Below are 18,489 nucleotides of genomic sequence, written 5' to 3'. Positions count from 1 at the left end.
CGGTGATCTTAACATGATGGGCCAGCAATACTGAAGTTATTAACGGGCTAATTGCTGTCTTGATGATTTGGCATTGATTTCAAGCTAACCCGGTCAAAAAAATTTCTCTTGGAATAGGGGTAATTTGGATTGCCAAGTATGTCATGTACATGAAATTTCCCATTCATAACATGGGGGGTAAATTCCACACTTTAGATCGAAAGACAATTTTCTCAGAGGCGAAAGCGAAATTTAACTATCGGGCAAAAGGTAATGCGGTTTGCGGAATCACCCGCGTCGCACGTGGTATACGTCAAGTGCTTTATGATTCCCATTTTGCGATGGCCTGCTGTCGGCGCCAAAGCAAGTGGTGAAAGGCGTTGCGAGTCCACCGGGCAATTTTGAGGAGCGGACGTAAGCGGTTGCCGCGCACCCGTATAAGTGGGCGCGCTGCGAGCGGTGCGAGCTCACGGACCACAGCCTCCGGCGTTGTAAACAGTTGGAGACGCCAGTCCCAATAAAGCGGATACCGCAACAAAACTCCAGCTATCAGCATATCGAGAGAGAGGTGGCGCTGACGCCATGGAATAGCTTCGATTGCGTCGTGGGTCAAGCCCCATCCCGCGTAAAAAGGGAGACCATAGGTGTATACGGCTTTGCCTCGCAATAACGCATCAAAGCCAGCGAGCGATGAAAGAGTATGAATCTCGTCAGCTGCGTCGATTAGTGAAATCAGATCTGAGTCGACGTCGACGATATCGGCAAGACGCTGGGCATCGATAAGGCCGTTACGGTTGCCGGAAAGTACGTCGGGATGTGGTTTGTAGACAATGAACACATCTGGATGCCGCTCGCGTACTTCACGTAACAATGCATCGGCGGTGGAAATTGCGCGGGTACCGAGGCGAATGGAGGCGTCATCTGCTACCTGGCCCGGGACCAGAGCAATTCGCAATCCAACGGGCGCTTTCCATGTTGGCGCCCGCCGGCCCAGATTGTATTTGGTCAGGCCGGCCTGAATGATCTGATCGCGCAATGCTGCGGCCCGCGCGAGTTCTGCGTCGTCAAAGGTTGCTTCGTTGAGCAGCGACGTCAAGTCTCCAGGGCGACCTGGATCGAAATAGATGCCGCGCATATCGACCACCTGGCTGCGCGGGGCAATCATGTCTGAACCAAGTCCTGCCGAGTGAATGAAACCGTCTTCGATTCGTACGAGTCCCCCGCCTTCGGGTAGGCCGTCCGCGCTACGTGCGCCCCAGAGGGCTGCATGCTCGCCGGGGTGTATGTCTTTCGCTTTGCGGATCCAGCGCAAAGAGCCGCCGCCGGCGGTCAGGAAAGGTGTCGCAAATGGGCGCTTCCACCATTGAAAGTGTGTGCCGGCTACATTGCGCAGATTCCGGAAGCGGTGCGCGACGGCTCGCTGCAATTCCACGCTATTGAGGAAAGCATCGAGATTGCCTGGGGCGTGCGTTGTCGGGTCGAGATAACGTGAGAGGCGAAGGAGTGCGACGTCAAAAAGAGCCGGGAGGGTGGGGCGCGCGGTACGGCGTGACAGTTCGTCGTGGTCGTCAGTCAGTCCCCATCCGGCGTAAAACGGCGCACCGAATACATGTACCGAAACCCCTGCGAGCAGTGCATAAAATCCCTCGGATGCAGTGATCGTGTACACGTGATCGACGCGGCGCACAGCGGCGCAAACCGAGTATCGAGTGTCCAGGATTCGGGCATCAAGAGGGGGTAGGGATGCGCAAGCCGATAGCCATTTGCCGCGACCTTGGTTGGTCGTGCGGGCGAGCCAGAATTCGGCGTCTGGATACGCGGCGCTCGCGGCTTCGATCATGCGGCGAAATGTCTTGCGACGTTCGTGTGCGGTCGCGCTTGAACCGGGAGTACGCGCGCGTTCGTCGATAAGGAGTACTCGTATTCTGTAAGCCGGCTCGAGTAGATCGGGCGCGCAACAAAGCGACTGCTGGTCCGCGTCCATGGCGTTCGAGTCGAGCACGCGCTGAATCAGTGTTGAAACCTTTGGAGATTCCCCGGCGTGCGGGTCCGCCAGAAGTGCCTTATTGATTTCCTCGGCAATCGTTTGCTCAGGGATCTTCGAGTGCGGCACGACGAACCATGAAACGGGTGGCGCACTTCGATTCCTGCGCGGCAACAAGGGTCCCGATTGGGCCATATTGGTGACGATTTGCATCATTTTCGCTCTGAGTTAGGCGAGGCGACCCGGAAACCCATTATCCAGAGGCTATTTGATTGAATTCCTGACCAAGGGGAAAAAGCGCGTGCCCCGCAGTCATCTTTGGTTATACGCCGTGGAGGGGCCCAAGCCCTTGCGGAGTGCCTGGTCGACTCACCTGGTTCAGCGAATCCAGCAAGATGTCGACACGATCGAAATGGTCAGGCCACGAAGGGGCGCGAAAGCGTTCGATGCGCTTGACTTGAGCTTCGCGTTCCTGACTATCGGGCTGTGCGTATTGTTCGATCCGCGCGAGCCAGCCTGGGCCATCAAGAGGATCGAGGTAGTCTGGGATGTCCGATGCGATTTCGTGAAAGACACTTAGATCGCTAGCCAGCACGGGTACTTTCAAAGCAAGCGATTCGACGAGAGGAATGCCGTAGCCCTCAACGAAGGAAGGAAAAAGTAGTGCCCGGGCATGCTGAATCCACGCTTGAAGACGCTCGTCGGAGCAATTGCCTTCCTCGACAACCGCATCGCGGATACTGGAGCAGCGCTCAAGCATATCGACAACATTTTCACATTCCCATCCGCGGCGCCCGATTATTACCAGCTTTGGTGCTTCGCTTCCATATTTCTCGACTAAAGTGCGCCAGAGATGCAGCATAAACCAGTGATTCTTGCGTGGCTCTATGGTGCCAAGCATAACGAAATATGGTGTGTCAAGCGGACTGCGCAGTGGAGTGGCGGCGATCATACCCGACGCCAGGTGCGCAACCGTGCTGGGGGGAAGCGGTAGTCCGGCGCGATCTGCTTCGGCGGCGAGCGAATCCAGGGTGGCCTGCGAGTTGGCGATCAGGCCGTCGGCATACTGCAATGCTGTGTGGATCCGGGCTCGATGTACCTTATCGACATCTGGCCGGCAGTATTCTGCGTGCGTGAGGGGAATCAGGTCGTGCACCATGAATACCGAGCGGACACCTCGTTTCGCCATCGCTCGGTAATAGCGGGGAAACTCCATGCCATTGTGGCTTGTGTGCAGCAAAATCGAGCGTTCGGCGCTCTTTTCCAGCGGCCGATGAATGACGGCGCGGCTGATAAGACGGCGAATCGCGTTTTTGTTACGGTGGGATGAAAGAAGTAGTTCGAACGCTTGTTGTGATTGCGTTTCCCCTAAAACAACCGTGAATCCCCGCTCACTGAGCACTGCGCGCGCACGCGACCCATATTGCTCTATGTAGGCGAGCCCCACACGATCGACCCCAGTCGGCAGTAAGCCATCGTAGAGACGCGACACCAGGCGAGTAACGTCCAGAATGATCTTTGACACGGAATCGCAATATCTTGTTGTGGTCAACTCATGCTGTAGGACCTACCGCGCCGCTACAGTTGTATTTTTTAACGAACGCATTCTATTTCAAGTAGCAACGTGAGACAATTCAAGATCATCAAAAATCAAGAAATCTTTCAAGAAATGTCGCGTGTATCGGGTAGTGTGTTTTACGTCGCGTGTATCGGGGCAGTGGCTATGCTCGGAGGGTGCGCCGGGATCCCCACCTCCGGACCGAGCGGAGCACAGATCGAGCGGGCTGGGGAATCGTCGAATGTGTCCGGCATTCAAATCGTCGACATCACCGACGAGGTTGCTCGTAAGCTCATTACAGAACGCGATAACAGTGATTTCTCCGGGGCGTTAGGAAGTAGCGCTGCTTTCCAGCAACAATTCGGTATTGGTGACACGATCGAAGTGTCGATTTGGGAGGCACCACCCGCGTTGCTCTTTGGCGGAGGTCAGATCAATGCTGAAGGGGCACCGGGTACCGCGCATGTGACGGTGCTGCCGGATCTGGTGATAGACGGGCACGGCAACATCAGTGTGCCGTTTGCCGGCACGCTGATGGCGGCCGGGCTCACGCCGGGTGAGTTGCAGCGCGACATTGCCGGGCGTCTCCGCGGGATGGCGCACGATCCGCAGGTGTTGGTCAAGTTGTCGAAGAACGTGACGTCATACGTCACTGTCGTCGGTGACGTGACGGCGAGTAGCCGGATGCAACTCACCGCGCGCGGCGAGCGGCTTCTGGATGCCCTGGCGGCAGCAGGAGGCGTACGTCAGCCCGTCGACAAAATCACAATTCAGGTTACGCGCGGTAGCAAGGTAGTCTCGATGCCGCTCTCAACGGTTATCCGCGACCCGCGCCAGAACATCCCTTTGCACGCCGGGGATGTCGTCACCGCACTGTTCCAGCCGTATAGCTTTACGGTACTGGGTGCAACGGGCAAGAACGAGGAAGTCAACTTCGAAGCGCAGGGCATTACGCTCGCTCAGGCGCTTGCCCGGTCGGGTGGTCTGGATGATTCTCGTTCGGACGTTCGTGGCGTTTTCATTTTCCGCTTCGAGGATGCGGATGCACTGAACTGGCCTGTTACGCCGGTGCGTACGACGGCGGATGGAAAGGTGCCGGTGATCTACCGCGTGAATCTTCGCGATCCCAATTCGCTATTCGTTACTCAAAGCTTCATGATGGATAACAGGGACATGTTGTATGTCTCGAATGCTCCGGTGACCGAGATTCAGAAGGTCCTGAATCTGGTGTTCTCGGTTGTGTATCCGGTGGTAACGGGCGTTCAGACTTTCCGATAAGTGGATCAGAGAGGTCGGCGACCATAAGCAGGTGGTGCCCGGTTCCGATCCTCTGAGGCCATTTCGGCACATTCAGAAATTTCCAGAATCTGCCGGTGAATCTGGATTAAACGCTATCGGTCGTTCTTGCATCCGGATACAAGCGATGCATCACAATGACAGGTAGTAGGCGTTGCCTTCGTCAACGTCATCAAACAGCGTCAGTTTGCCGCGATCAAGTACGGCAACCTTTTCGCAGTGCTTCTTGATGAACTCTGCATTGTGGGAGACCATAATCATTGCCCGGTCTTTTCTGCGGGCAAACAACTCGTTTTCGCATTTCTCAACGAAGCGATAATCACCCACTGCGACAACTTCGTCGATCAGATAGCAATCGAACTCAACTACCATCGAGATTGCGAATGCCAACCGCGCACTCATCCCAGATGAGTAGTTTTTGATCGGCTCGCGGATATAAGGTCCTAGTTCGGCAAAATCCTCGACAAATGAAATAGCCTTGGTGAAATCCACGTTGTACGCACGGCAAATCAACTTCAGATTGTCTCGCCCCGTGAGCGAACTCTGAAACGCATCGCCGAACGCCAGCGGCCACGAAACCGACATGTCTCGCGATACACGGCCGGAGCTCGGACGTTCGGCGCCGCTGATCAATCGCACTAACGTGGACTTTCCGGCGCCGTTGCGCCCGAGAATGCCCCACTTCTCGCCGCGCATGATCCGGAAGTTGACATTCGATAAAACCTCTCTGTGCTCCCTGCCGTGACGGAGCGGGTATTTTTTCACCACATTCTGAATGTCAATCACGACGTTTCGATTCTCCGGATCGCTACTACCATCAACGATAAGGCAAAAAAAGTGAGGAACAAGTTTGCGACGATTGTGTAAGGAAGATCGAAATATGTCTTCATTGCGTCACCATAGTAGCCATATCGAAAGTACTCGACGCAGTCCACCAACGGAAACAGCAGCAGGTAATCTCGCAGTCCGGCTGGAATGATGGCCGTAGGAATGAATGCTCCTGATACGGGCAGCATGAAATACAGGATCACGTGAGAAATCTTGTCGATGACGTCATTCATCTCCGACAGGGCACCCATCACTAACACAAAGCCGAACGAAAACCATCCGATCATAAGCCATCCAAAGATCATCGCGAGCAGATCTCTGGGTGGATGCGCAATGCCGAAGACCACGAACGCAACAAAGATGATGAGAAACGTCGTGGTTACGCTGGCGAATTCGAGAATAATGCGCGAATAAAAGAAGTCCATCGGCCGGATCGGTCGATGGTGAAGTAATGGGCGGTTGACTTCAATTGCCTTGGTCACGCGCCCGGTCGTATTGCGCCACATGAGAATTGTCGGATAGCTGACAAGCGCGAATTCTGCAACGCTTCCGGTCGAGATAAGCCGGTGTTCAAAGACGCTCCACAGCAACACAATGCCGAGGATGAACATCAACGGCTCGACAAAGAACCAGAGTATTCCGATGTTTTCGCGGCCATAGCGCGTCACGATTTCCCGAAGCACCAGTGCCCAAAGAACCCGTAACTGCGTTTCCAGGGCGTTTGCGAAATCCGACGCCTTTAGTTGTTTACCGGTCATGATGCTCTTTGACGCCTGCTAGCAGAATGCTCAGAATTCCCCAAACGATTAGCCCAAGGAGAAACACGCCCCCGATGATGCGTAGCCGCTTCGGCTCCGTTGCTTTATCGGGCAGATTCGGTTGCACGATATATTCAATGTAAAGCTGCTTGCGACGAGCTTCGTTCCTGGCTTGATCGAGCGCGGCCATCGAGCTTCCGAGCATTTTGTCGGTGAATTCCTTGTTCAGTTCAAGGCGCTGAAAGGCCGCTGCCTTTTCTGCGAGAGAGCGATCGCCGCCTGCGACCCGTTGCGTTTCGGCCTCGATTTCGCTTTCCAATGCTTTCTCACGCAAGCGCAGCACGGGTAGCTGCGGATTGTCGCTGGCCAGCGTTTCGATCTGCATGATTTGCGTGCGGGTCGAAATCAGGTCGTCCTGCATTTTCCCAATCTGTTGCAAAGGAATGGACGACTGCTTCTCAGGGTCGATAACGTTGTTCTGATTCCGATAGTCTGCAAGCGCAAGCGTAGCGTCGTCCGATGCCTTCTTTGCATCTTGCACTTCCTGAAGCGCGTAACCAATCATGTCCTGTCGTGCTCGCTCGTTGAGCCTGTTGACCAGACTTTCAGCCATCGACAGCAACGTTCTGTTGATCTCGTACGCATCTTTTGCCGTGAACGCATTGGTGGTCAGCGTCGCTATGGACGATGTCGGGTCCTGCTTGACATTGACCATCTTCTTGTAATATTTAAAGAAGTCCTCATTACTCCGGTCTTGTCCGAGGCTTGCGAACCGGCTAAAAATATCGATGTTCTCTAGTGAGTATTTTTTCCTGAGCGCCAGCTTGCCATCGAGTTCCTGCAGCGCGTCGCGAGACAGGATAAAGTCCTGAACACTAAACGAATCGTCGTCGGACTTGGAGATACCAGCGTCCTTGAAAATCGATCCAAGCGGCGACGTTGTCTGTTTATCCGGCGTGCGGATGACGAAATGGGATTCCGAGACATAGATGTCAGAAGCCCAGAATCCAAAGTAGACGAGCGCAACCGAGGTGGGGATAAACGTCGTAACGATAAATAGTTTGTTACGAAATATTCCTCGAATCCAGTTGGATGTTATGGAAAAGAGATGAGTCAAGCTATTCTTCATGTTCGATCTTTATGCTGCAAATCCAGGTAGGGTTTGACCGGAGAGATGTCTATATGGCTTTGTGCCAGAAATATCTCCACAAACAAAACCCACATCTGTCATTTTCCAAAAAGCGGCAGACTTTTGCGCCACGATGCACGCCTGGCTCGATGTCGGTGCGGAATCCAGGTTCCCCACTTTGCCTCGTAAATTTGCTTATTCCTTGCAAATAATTGTCGACGCGCTTTCGTATCCATTTTCATGAACGACGCCGACAAGTGATGGTGAACAAACACATCCCGTGCGCAGACAACGCGCAATCCTAGCTTCTGCACACGCCTGCAATAGTCGTCATCTTCAAAGAAGCCCAATCCGTAGATCTCGTCCAGGGCGCCGACGCGTTCATACACGTCGCGCCTCAACATGACACAGAAGAAAGCCAAAGTGCGCAAATCAAAGATCTGACCGATGTGACTCCGTGTGTAGTCGGCAGACACACGATGCATGTCGCCCAGATCCTTGTATGCCACATCCACCTTCGCTTCATTTCCAATGTTGTTGGTCACCGGGCCTAGAAGTCCAATATCGGGATGCTGCTTGAGGTGACGTAGCATTGTACGCACCCAACCGGATGTCACTACGGTATCGTTATTCAATAGAACAAGGTAGTCACCAGTGGCGACGGCCATCCCCTGATTGTTAGCCGCCGCAAATCCCCTGTTGTCGTCGTTCAGGATGACATGACGGTTGGGGCCGGACGTCTGCCAATTTTGCAGATACGCTTGTGACCCGTCGCTCGATGCATTGTCGACAACAATGACTTCAAGGTTCGAGTGTCCACTGTGAGCGACCACACTATCGAGACATCGCCTGGTGAAGTCGAGATTGTTGAACGTAACGACCACGATACTTACCAGTGGCTCAGTTATCGTCTGCTCGGCGAAGTCGATCAGATCCGCTACCCGATGTTTCCAGGTTTGGCGTTTGGCGAACTGTTTGCGCGATGCTACAAGAGGCTCGGACTGAGGTGTCGCCAGTACATCGGCGATCCTGGAGATGAACTCTTCGCTGTTTTTTGCAACATGTACAAGTTCCGGAAACTCGGCCATTTCGGGTAGATCTACCGAGACCACGGGTTTCCCGGCGCTGAGGTATTCATAGACCTTGACGGGGTTGGTTGCCAATGTAAGGGGAATAATCTTGAATGGCACCAGGCACACGTCGAATGCATACAGAAAAAAGGGCAGGCGCCCGTATTCGACTTCCCCGACAAATCGAACGTTGGCATGGTGCCTGAGCTGCGCGCGCGCGCCGATCGTATCGGCACCGACCAGCAACACCGTACAGTGTGGGAAGTGCTCCGCCACGGACGCGATGAGATCCAGATCGAACCAGTTGGCGATTGCACCGTAGTAGCCGATGACAGGACGCCCTTCGGGATCTCGATACTGGGTTTCAACGTGATTGCTGAAAAAAGCGTAATCTGCCGCGTTGCGAATTACCTCGACCCGATCTGTGCGGGGGGCAGCCATTTCTTTCAGTTTGCCAGACGTGACGATCGTCATGTCAGCATGCCTGAATAACTTATCCTCGAGCGCCAGGACTTCGTCGGAACTGTTGCCGAATCCCGCGTGATCGTCGATGCAATCGTAAATGACGCGATTATTCGGTAACGAGGACGCGACCGGATACCAGAATGGATGCTGGACAATGGAGACGACGTTGGTCGACTTCGACCAGTTCAGGAGTTCACCGATATCCAGGCACAACTGTGACGCAGCTTTCTGGTCGGCCGTGGAGAAGTAGATGATTTGCGGTCGCCGCAAGAAAAGCTTGACCTGGTATAGATTTCCAAGGCCGTTCAAGTCCTCTGCGACAAACCCTGCTCTATGATCGGCCTGAAAATTCGACGATATGTAGAATACGCGGCGGCCGGCTGCAGCGAGTTCGCTCGCAAGGTGCTGCGGCCTTTGGTGCCGAAACTTCCAGTCGATGACGCCCCATACGATGTAATCCGGTAGCGGCTCTTTCTGAGCGATCGGAGTGCGTGCAGGCCTTTGAAACGGCACGATTGCCAGTGCGTATTTCCGCACATTGACGTACGGCTTGACTATCAGTCGCTTCTTGAGGAAACGAAAGGTCGCTGCCAGCTCGTTGATCAGCAACTGCCAGGAGCGGCCGTTCAAGTGTCGAGTTATCTTGCTCATGCAGTAGGTTCTTGGTCTCGCATCGCTGGGGTGAGCTTAATTGCCCTTGGCGCCCGCAGACATTCGTGCAGTCATTTGACGTATCGAAGATGGTAGTGGCGCCTGACTCGCGAGAAGCCAATCACGTCGATAGTGCATGCAGGTCGGGGCGCTATTCGCCAAGGCATTCCCCGATCCTGCAGAACAACCCATCAATCAGCCCTGATGATATCGGTGATGTCCATGCGGGGCGGAGACACACCGAAGCCCTCACGGGTATGCCTCCCATCTCGCTGTTATCGCCGGTTCCGGTCATCAGGGGGAGTCGGTCGTACTTACATCGCCTCCGCGTTGCTCTCCACCTGCACAAAGTAATTGCGAAGGATCTGCGTGATCCGCGCGGAACTTTGACCATCTCCATACGGCGACACGCCTCGCGCCATCTGGCTATAGGCAGCGGGGTTGTCGAGCAGTTCCTGAGCGGCGGTTACGATGGTCTCATAGTCGGTGCCGATCAGCCGCACGACACCTTGCTCGACTGCTTCGGGACGCTCGGTCTCTTCCCGCAAGACGAGAACTGGTTTGGCTAGCGCAGGTGCTTCCTCCTGAACGCCGCCCGAATCGCTAATAATGAAATGCGCGCGCTTCATTGCCGCAATGAACGGCGCGTAGTCCAACGGCTCGCAAAGCGTTACGTTGTCCAGTCCGCCGAGCATTTCGTGCGCCACGTTCCGGACGTTCGGGTTCGGGTGTACGGGGTAGAGGATCGCAACGTCCGGGTTGCGTTCCGCAACCGTGCGCAGTGCCCGGCAAATCGACTGGAACGGTGCGCCGAAATTTTCTCTCCGATGGGACGTGACGAGAATCATCCGCTTGTCCGGGGCGGGAGCAATCGCCAGATCAGTGGCCTGCGATGCTGTCATCAGCAGAGCGTCGATCACGGTATTCCCGGTGACGTAGACGTCGCTGCTCGCGGTACCTTCATTGGCGAGATTGCGGCGCGAGCTCTCTGTTGGAGCGAAGTGCCACTTGGCGAGTCGGCCTGCAATGACCCGGTTTGCCTCCTCGGGGAACGGGCTGCGAAGATCGCCCGTGCGCAGACCCGCTTCGACATGACCGAACGGGATGTCGTGGTAAAAGCATGCGAGCGCAACGGCCATTACGGTGGTCGTGTCGCCTTGTGCGAGTACCGCTGCTGGCTTTTCATCGAGGAAAACCTGATTTAACTCGACTAGCAGGCGTGCGGTCAGTTCCGTGAGGGACTGATTCGGGCGCATGATGTTCAGGTCGATATCCGGAACGATCTTGAAGTGATCCAGCACCTGATCCAGCATCCCCCGATGCTGAGCCGTCGCGAGGACCTTAACATCGGCCCATTGTTCCTCGCGAAGCGCCAGGATGACCGGAGCCATCTTGATCGCTTCCGGACGCGTACCTACTACGCAGATAATTTTCTTTTTCATTGTTTGGCACCAGAGATTTCGAAAGCTTTTTCCATTGCACGCGCACGTTCGATCCATGCGTTTTGATCTGCGAGTTGCGACAGCCGGGCTTTGAACGCTTTGTCGTCCTTGACCCGAAACGCGTTATCTATCGCGGTACTGAGGCCCTTGGCGGAGTTACCGGCGAAGACCTCCGGGAAGGCCACGCATTCGGCCATATCCGACGTAGCGACGACAGGCTTTTCGAGTGCAAAGTACTCGAACAGCTTCAGCGGTGACGTGGTCTTTGCAATCTCGCCGGGCGAGAAGGGGATAAAGCAGATGTCGAATTGACGCGCGTACGCCGGCAGGATTTTATAGTCGATTGCGCCAAGATAGAGGACATTGTCTCGAGTGGCCAGCTTGTCCACCCCACCGTAGTAGTCGGGGCCAATGAAGATGAAACCCAGATCCGGTCGCGCCTTTGTAAGATCTTCGATGGCCTCGTACCACAGCCACGGTGCGATAGCACCGAAATAGCCAACGACCTTCTTGTACTTCTTTCGGAATTGGGTCAACGACTCCGGCAGTACGGTCATCTGATGGGCTGGATTCCGATAGTGATCGGTGTCTACGCCATTTTGAGCAAGAATGACACGATCGACGCCCACGTCTCCTACGGCCTCTTCGTGCAGCTTCTTTGCCGAAGCCACGACAAATTGAGCGCCCCCTGAAAAGGCATAGTCCTTTAGCGCGACGAGTCGTTGGATGTTCTCGGCACTGCCGCTGATCATTGGATCGATATGGTCGATATATTCATAGACGACCACACCCCGTCGTGCCGCAGCTTCAATACGTTCCGGAGTGTTCGCATACGCAGTGCTATAGAAGGAGTACACGGCATTGTCAATCGAACTCGCTTCTTGTCGATTGGTAATCCAGACGTTCCTTTCGACCTGGCGGAATCCGCTTACGTTGTCACCGCCCCAGTTGTCGGTCCGGAAAATGACAAGATAACCAAGTCGACCAAAGGCAGTCGCAATATGCTGTGGTCGTTGATAGAGCGGCACGTTCCAGTCAATAACCAACTCCTGAATGAATACGCCCTTGTATTCATTTCGGCGCGCCAATATCTGGACCTGGAACTGCTCCCAGGAGAGATCGGTTGCGCGCGTGAGTTGCTCCAGTTGCCCGGTGGTCTCGGTCAGCATTTGCCGCGTGCCGGCCAGTTCTGCATCCCTTGCGGCTAGTTGCTGCTGCAACTCGGCGATGAGGCCGGCGTTACTTTCGATATCACGGCTTTTTGCTGCAATTTCACGCTCGAGACGCGGCATATACCGTGTAGTGGCCTGGCCGATCTCGGACAGACTGTGCTCGATAGCTCGCACTTTGTAGTGCGTTCTTTCAGTCCGCGGAGCGAGCCAACCGAGGAGGGGAACCCGGCTCCACTTTGCACGGCGGATGGTTTCATTCAGACGTGGAAGAACACGCCCGCTGGACCTTCCTTCTTCAGATGCGCTAATTTGCGACAAAATCTCAACCTTGCCCACACCCAACTGGAGCCGCCGGAAGTAGTATGACCTGCCGGCGTGATCCGGTTCGCGATCAAGAATGGCGCGATAGGCGGCATCGATGAACTGCGTGCCTTGCAGGGCCAACAGATCATCCACAGTCTTTACATTGTTATTCCCCATAACAGCGTCGTGCACTTTCATTCCCTCGATATCCAACATGTTTAGATAGTTATTCACACCTTGATAGTCCATGCCACTACTGCTTTCCGCGAGTGTCCCGCTGGTGCTTTGCAGCAGTGCTACTTCGACCGGATGCAACTTTGGAAGAGCCTGTCTCGTCCGGCGCGAAAAGCAGCTCAGCAAACGAAAAGCCAGGCTTGCTTCGACGACATATCGCCATTGCTCCAGCATTCCGACGTAGGAGATCAGCGCATGAAGGTTCTCGTCCTTCTGCACAATCATCTCGTTTAACTTAGCTTCACGCGTGCCATACATTTCGATCGCATGCGACTCGCGTGCCTCGAACGCTCCTTGCCTTTCGCGAGCTTCCTCCTGTTGCCGGAAATTGACTTTCTCCAGTTCGTCAATCCTGCCCCTTAGCTCGCTGGCCTGTCGTTCATGTGCATCCAGCTGCTTGTCCAGCAACTTCTGCCATTCGTCGTTTGTCTGCTTGGCCTCGTCTTGCACCGAGGTCAATCGCTCGGACAATTCGTGTTCACGCGCTGCGTATGCGCTTTCGAATTGCTGTAGTTGCCTTGTGAACGCCGCGCTTTGGTCGGCACAACGCTTCTCCGCCGACATCTGAATGAGCTCGACTTCTTGCGCATATGCCTGGGCTTGTTCGTATTGTTCGGTCTTATGCTTTTCTGCCGACAATCGAATAAGCTCAATTTCTTCCGCGTGCGCTTGCATCTGCTCACGCTGCTGCCCTTCCATCAAAACGCGCAAGTCGGCCACTTGTCGTTCAAAAGTCTCCGCCTGTTCAGTCTTTTCTTTCGCTAGTGACGATGCCAGCTGCTGGGTATGGATCAGCTTTTGTTGGAGAGCATTGTGCTTGGCTGCATACAGGCCATCCTGAGCACGGAGCTTACCGAACCACCGTTGTTCGGCGGAACGCAACTCGCCTTGTGCTTTCGACAACTCAGCCTGCAATGCCAGCATCTGGGCTATGTATTTTTCGGTGAATTCTCGCTCCCTGTGTGCAAGCGTATCGAGTCTCTGCGCGTGCTCGCTCGCGGCCGAGACATGATCTCGGTGAAGATCGCTGAGATTCGAGAGTGCGAATCGAATCTCTTCCAGGTAGCGATTCTCTTTTTCACTGGATCTCACATTCGACTCCGCAATCATCGATTTGAGGGAGGCGATCTCCGCATCGTTTGAATCGCCTTCGGTCGAACTGTCGCTCAATGTCAATTGCAGCGTGTCGCCCCAGTCCGTATCGATATACAGCAGGATGATCTGCTCCCCAGGCCAGTAGTTGTCTGGAATTGCCTTGCAATCAATGACTTTGGAAAATACAAGCCGAAATCTCTTGCCGAGGTTGATTGGTATGTTGTTCGGCGTGAACGTGAAAAAATGTTCAGAAATACGTGATACTTCACGATAAGGAAGCGCTAAAAAAATAGCTTTGCGTGCCCGGTTGCAAAGCACATTTAGCACCTTTTGAGGATCGTGAAAGTGCTCTATTACATTCGACGAGAAAACTATGTCGAACTGTTGATCGCCCGCGCAGTCAGTCAGCCAATCTTCTGCCAAAAAACGGACTTTCGGATATCGGTCCCTGGCTGTGCCAATCGCTACTTCGGAGAAGTCGATACCGGTAATTTGCTCGACCGGTGCGTAGGCCGCCCAGACGTCGGTCCCGTCTCCTTCGCCACAACCCCAATCTGCGATCGTCAAGTGGCTTCGACGTATCTCCCCCAGAAGCCATTCCGGCAATATGCGAAGTGCCAGATTTGAAAAAAAACGCGATTGAGCGGGTCCGTCGCATGCGTCCCAGTGCCCGCCGTATCTGCCATCCCAGTAGGCCTTTGAGTTAATGTCAGTCATGGCCGTTCTCCATGCGTACAAAGTCTGTATAGAATCGGTAGAGTTCGGCATCCATTTCGACAAATTGCTCGGGTATGACGCTCTCGTCCAGAAGGGTGTTCTCGGCCGTGTAATCGCCCCGATTCTCGGTCAGTACTTCAATTTGAAAACCAAGCAAATCACCTAGCCGGCGTACATCGGCTTCATAGCTATCAACGTCTCCAACGAAATCCAGATGCATTAGATTCTCTTTCGCCAAATCGAGATCCCGTTGGGTCAAGGTGCCGAGCGGGGCATAGTTCCATCGTCCAGAGAGGTAGCGGACGAGGCAGTTGTCGAAATACAGAAGTTCGTTTCTTTCGACAAATTCCCATATCGAATCGGCGTTGACGATTTCCGGCAAGCCAGGAGAATGCGGACTATCAAGTTCGGAGAAAAATTTGAAATCGTATCTGAGCTGCGAGATGAACCGCTTTCGCGGCTCTCGCAAAAAAGTAAACTCGAACGATTCTCGCTCGCCAAGAATGTGCCGATTGAAGCCGTAGGCAAAGTGCCCCATGACACAGTCCACGTCGTCTGGGTGGCGGGTGTACCTGATTCCCTCTGGAGGGTAATGCTCGTCTATCGCGCTGTAGTGTTTGCGCAATGCAACGCCAAGCGATGTCCCTGCAGTTTTGGGAATATGGATGAAGACTGCCGGCGTCACTTTCATATACGATTCCAATGCAACTTTTCCGTAGACATCCCAGAGCCGACAACAATGGGCACCGGCTGTTGCCGTCCCACTCTTTCGGGAACCTGCCTGATCAAATTTCAATGCCGCGCTTGTGTGTGTCACACCGTCGTCACGGCGCAAGAGCGGCAATATCTACCGTGTTAAGGCAAGGAGACGGGCATTTGCAATGCGCGGTGGGAGTCGTCAGGCGCGTGTACTCCGACGCGGAAAAGGGATGCCGCTCAACATGCAACAGTCGGGCGCAGACCGCTCGAGGCTTATGAAGGAACTATCGTCCCATTTGCGGCCCGCTTCCTGACGGAGATTTCATTGGTGACCGCGCTCTGGGCAGGTCAAACGGATACCTGGCCAGCGGACTGTCTGCGTATATTCGCGACAGTGAAATGTCTAAACGGTGGAAGCTGCGCATTTTTTATGGTAAGTGGCGCCCACTTTGAATCCCCGGGGGCGTTTGCTAGTTGTTGTATAGCTGGTGGCGGTACAGGATGAAACGTCCTCAAGCCGGAACGGAATATCGGCAACGAGCGCGAAATTATCACATATTCCGGTACTTGTGTTCGAGTTGAATGGGGCGGCTTACTATCGCGTTTTTGGCGAATTGCAACACTTGAGGTGTTGCCTCTTGTGGCTGCGTGAGCGGTGGAGTAATGGAGAAGTCGGGAAGAGAATATTGCATGCATATTCAAGCATAGTGACTGGATGCAAACGTTTGCTTTCCCGCTATTTGGTTTGCTTTCCGCCATTTATTCAGCAAAGCGCGCTTATCCGGCTGACCTGGAAGGGGCAAAGTCGTGGGTTGCATTCGAACCAGAGTTAGCGGTTCGGTGTAAGGACGATGAAGCTGGCGCTTCTCAACCGCGAATTGGTTGCACTACGCTAGAAGGGGCGGGGAGTATAGCGAGCTTGCGTGAATTCTGCCAATGCGTCGGGATCGAGAGGGCGCACTTCAAAAAATAGCTCTGTGCTTACATAGATCCAGTGTATTATCTGCCCCCTGACACGATCATCCAAATTTAAATAGATCTGCAGGTCTCATCGCGTCGCAGGCATCCCGGGGTTAGGATGCATGCTGGCGGAGCCCGTGCCCCTTTCAAAGAAGCAGATGTCTCGCTCATTCCTTGCCTTGCAAGGCACGGCTTCTCCCTTCTTTGGTGAGCTTGCCGTTGCGCTAAAAAAACGTGGTCACGCAATCCAAAAAGTCAATTTTTGCGGTGGCGATCTGCTCTATTCCGGCGCTGTTCCGGCGTGGAACTACTCTGACAAGGCTGGCAATTTGCACGAGTGGTATGGCAGGGTAGTGAAAGCCGGCAATTTCACCGACGTAATCATGTTTGGTGATTGCCGGCACGTTCATCTTCCCATGCATTCTGTCGCATCGGACGCAGGGATTCAGGTTCATGTCTTCGAGGAAGGTTATGTTCGGCCTCACTGGCTGACCATGGAGCGACATGGGGTAAACGGCCGCTCGCTATTGCCGCGCGATCCATCCTGGTATCTGGATCGGCGAGCTGCCACGCCGCAAAGTCCGCTCGGTCGGGCCACCGGCTATAACCTTTTCGAACGGGCATGTCACGACATCCGCTACCGGGCGGCAAACACCCTTTGCTCAATGCGGTTTCCGCATTACCGCAGCCACCGACCGAGAAACGGTTTTTTCGAGTATTCGGGTCTTGCATCGCGGGCGCTTCGACAGCGCAGTCATCACCGGGATGCCGAGCGAGTTACGCGGGATCTTCTGGATGCCGGCCGCAGGTATTATCTTTTCCCCCTGCAATTGAATTCCGACGCACAGATCGCCGTTCATTCGCCATTCGATGGCGTTCGAGAGGCGGTAACCAAGGTTATGCGCTCGTTTGCGCTCTGTGCGCCCGGGGATGCGTGGCTTGTAATCAAGAATCATCCCCTCGACACGGGTTTGATCGACTATGCCAGGTACGCTCAGCAACTCGCGGTTGAACTGAATCTGACTGAGCGCTTGCGTTTCATCGACGCTGGCCACTTGCCCACGTTGCTTGACCACGCACAGGGCGTAGTCGTAGTCAATAGTACGGTAGGCCTCTCCGCTCTCCACCACCGCCGCCCGCTAATCGCCCTCGGCACAGCGATCTACGACATGCCTGGCATGACATGGCAGGGTTCGCTCGACGACTTCTGGCGCCACGGTGAACCGCCAGATATGCACCTCTACCAGTGCTTTCTGGATTACATCATTCACCACACGCAGATCAACGGTGACTTTTATACGAAGACCGGCATCGAAATGGCGGTAGCCGGCTCCGTCCATCGCCTCGAGGCTGCCGAGCATGCGTAACGCGTCGTCGCCCCGCCACATCGCCATCACAGGCGCCAGCGCCGGCCTCGGCCGCGCGCTGGCGCTCGCCTACGCCCGTCCGGGCGTCGTGCTGGCCTTGAGCGGTCGCGACTCTGCCCGCCTCGAATCGAGCGCCGCCGACTGCCGCTCCCGCGGCGCTACTGTTGTGACTGCAACGATCGATGTCCGCGATGCCGCCGCCATGCAGCACTGGCTCGACAGCTTCGACGCCACTTACCCCATCGACCTCCTGATCGCCAACGCCGGCGCGGCCAGCACGCTTGCACACGCCACCGACTGGGAGCCGCGCGAGCGCACCGCGTCGATCGTCGATACCAACTTCTATGGCGCGATGCACGCCGTCCTGCCGGTTATCGACCGCATGCGAGCGCGCCGTCGCGGTCAGATCGCGCTCATCAGCTCGATCGCCGCGCTGCGCGGTATGGCCATTTCGCCGGCCTATTGCGCCAGCAAGGCCGCCTTGAAGGCGTGGGGCGACTCGGTGCGTCCGGTATTGGCGCGCGACGGAATTCGCCTCTCCGTTGTCTTGCCGGGTTTCGTCAAGACGGCCATGAGCGACGTGTTCCCCGGCGAGAAGCGCGGCCTGTGGTCCGCCGACAAGGCCGCGCTTCATATCCAGCGCGGCCTCGCGGCCCGGCGTGCCGAGATTGCATTCCCTGGCCTCCTGGCGCTCGGCATGCGCCTCTTGCCGCTTCTGCCGGCTGCTTTTGCGGACGCCATCCTCGGGCGCCTGTCTTACGTGCCGCGCGAGGAGCGATAGC

Annotated in this window: 12 protein-coding genes; 3 read left to right on the top strand and 9 right to left on the bottom strand. The window is 55.1% G+C overall.

What is annotated here, in order from left to right; all coding sequences use genetic code 11:
- Positions 1-301 precede the first annotated feature (301 nt).
- Both U5760_RS17910 and U5760_RS17905 read right to left on the bottom strand, forming a co-directional pair.
- Positions 302-2,179: a capsular biosynthesis protein gene (locus U5760_RS17910; protein ID WP_322013588.1), complete on the bottom strand. Its 1,878-nt coding sequence runs from the start codon at positions 2,177-2,179 to the stop codon at positions 302-304.
- Positions 2,180-2,285: 106 nt separating this feature from the next.
- Positions 2,286-3,488, bottom strand: a complete 1,203-nt coding sequence (locus tag U5760_RS17905) for a glycosyltransferase family 1 protein (protein ID WP_322013587.1) — start codon at positions 3,486-3,488, stop codon at positions 2,286-2,288.
- Between the two features lie 144 nt (positions 3,489-3,632).
- Between U5760_RS17905 and U5760_RS17900 the strand changes: the two genes are divergently transcribed.
- Positions 3,633-4,799 (top strand): polysaccharide biosynthesis/export family protein, encoded by a 1,167-nt coding sequence (locus U5760_RS17900; protein ID WP_322013614.1) that lies wholly within the window; start codon positions 3,633-3,635, stop codon positions 4,797-4,799.
- A 150-nt stretch (positions 4,800-4,949) separates the two neighbouring features.
- Here U5760_RS17900 and U5760_RS17895 read toward each other — a convergent pair whose 3' ends face one another.
- The 7 genes from U5760_RS17895 to U5760_RS17865 all read right to left on the bottom strand — a co-directional run bounded on the left by U5760_RS17895 (position 4,950) and on the right by U5760_RS17865 (position 15,372).
- Entirely contained in the window at positions 4,950-5,603 is a 654-nt protein-coding gene (locus U5760_RS17895; RefSeq protein ID WP_322013586.1) for an ABC transporter ATP-binding protein, read from the bottom strand.
- Positions 5,600-6,403, bottom strand: a complete 804-nt coding sequence (locus tag U5760_RS17890; RefSeq protein WP_322013585.1) for an ABC transporter permease — start codon at positions 6,401-6,403, stop codon at positions 5,600-5,602. Before U5760_RS17890 ends, U5760_RS17895 begins: the two co-directional genes overlap by 4 nt.
- On the bottom strand, positions 6,393-7,532 hold the full coding sequence (locus U5760_RS17885; protein ID WP_322013584.1) for a hypothetical protein: 1,140 nt from the start codon (positions 7,530-7,532) through the stop codon (positions 6,393-6,395). Before U5760_RS17885 ends, U5760_RS17890 begins: the two co-directional genes overlap by 11 nt.
- A 98-nt stretch (positions 7,533-7,630) precedes the next feature.
- A complete protein-coding gene (locus U5760_RS17880) occupies positions 7,631-9,718 on the bottom strand; it encodes a glycosyltransferase (RefSeq protein ID WP_322013583.1) in 2,088 nt (695 codons plus the stop codon).
- A gap of 314 nt (positions 9,719-10,032) precedes the next feature.
- Complete coding sequence (gene wecB, locus U5760_RS17875; protein ID WP_322013582.1) at positions 10,033-11,160, bottom strand: non-hydrolyzing UDP-N-acetylglucosamine 2-epimerase; 1,128 nt, start codon at positions 11,158-11,160, stop codon at positions 10,033-10,035.
- Complete coding sequence (locus tag U5760_RS17870) at positions 11,157-14,681, bottom strand: methyltransferase domain-containing protein (protein WP_322013581.1); 3,525 nt, start codon at positions 14,679-14,681, stop codon at positions 11,157-11,159. Before U5760_RS17870 ends, wecB begins: the two co-directional genes overlap by 4 nt.
- Positions 14,674-15,372 (bottom strand): sulfotransferase family 2 domain-containing protein, encoded by a 699-nt coding sequence (locus U5760_RS17865; RefSeq protein WP_322013580.1) that lies wholly within the window; start codon positions 15,370-15,372, stop codon positions 14,674-14,676. The genes U5760_RS17870 and U5760_RS17865 overlap by 8 nt, the downstream gene beginning before the upstream one ends.
- A 1,126-nt stretch (positions 15,373-16,498) precedes the next feature.
- Between U5760_RS17865 and U5760_RS17860 the strand changes: the two genes are divergently transcribed.
- Positions 16,499-17,707 (top strand): capsular biosynthesis protein, encoded by a 1,209-nt coding sequence (locus U5760_RS17860; protein ID WP_322013579.1) that lies wholly within the window; start codon positions 16,499-16,501, stop codon positions 17,705-17,707.
- Positions 17,700-18,488, top strand: a complete 789-nt coding sequence (locus U5760_RS17855) for an SDR family NAD(P)-dependent oxidoreductase (protein WP_322013577.1) — start codon at positions 17,700-17,702, stop codon at positions 18,486-18,488. The genes U5760_RS17860 and U5760_RS17855 overlap by 8 nt, the downstream gene beginning before the upstream one ends.
- The last annotated feature ends 1 nt before the right edge of the window (position 18,489 follow it).

Origin of the sequence: Paraburkholderia sp. J12 (genome assembly GCF_905220215.1) — a bacterium.
Classification (GTDB): Bacteria; Pseudomonadota; Gammaproteobacteria; order Burkholderiales; family Burkholderiaceae; genus Paraburkholderia.
This window is presented reverse-complemented; position numbering and strand designations above follow the sequence as displayed.

Coding starts and splice junctions, on each gene's coding strand:
- U5760_RS17910 (WP_322013588.1), bottom strand. CDS start 2,179: ATGATGCAAATCGTCACCAATATGGCCCAATCGGGACCCTTGTTGCCG.
- U5760_RS17900 (WP_322013614.1), top strand. CDS start 3,633: ATGTCGCGTGTATCGGGTAGTGTGTTTTACGTCGCGTGTATCGGGGCA.
- U5760_RS17890 (WP_322013585.1), bottom strand. CDS start 6,403: ATGACCGGTAAACAACTAAAGGCGTCGGATTTCGCAAACGCCCTGGAA.
- U5760_RS17885 (WP_322013584.1), bottom strand. CDS start 7,532: ATGAAGAATAGCTTGACTCATCTCTTTTCCATAACATCCAACTGGATT.
- U5760_RS17880 (WP_322013583.1), bottom strand. CDS start 9,718: ATGAGCAAGATAACTCGACACTTGAACGGCCGCTCCTGGCAGTTGCTG.
- wecB (WP_322013582.1), bottom strand. CDS start 11,160: ATGAAAAAGAAAATTATCTGCGTAGTAGGTACGCGTCCGGAAGCGATC.
- U5760_RS17870 (WP_322013581.1), bottom strand. CDS start 14,681: ATGACTGACATTAACTCAAAGGCCTACTGGGATGGCAGATACGGCGGG.
- U5760_RS17865 (WP_322013580.1), bottom strand. CDS start 15,372: ATGAAAGTGACGCCGGCAGTCTTCATCCATATTCCCAAAACTGCAGGG.
- U5760_RS17860 (WP_322013579.1), top strand. CDS start 16,499: ATGTCTCGCTCATTCCTTGCCTTGCAAGGCACGGCTTCTCCCTTCTTT.
- U5760_RS17855 (WP_322013577.1), top strand. CDS start 17,700: ATGCGTAACGCGTCGTCGCCCCGCCACATCGCCATCACAGGCGCCAGC.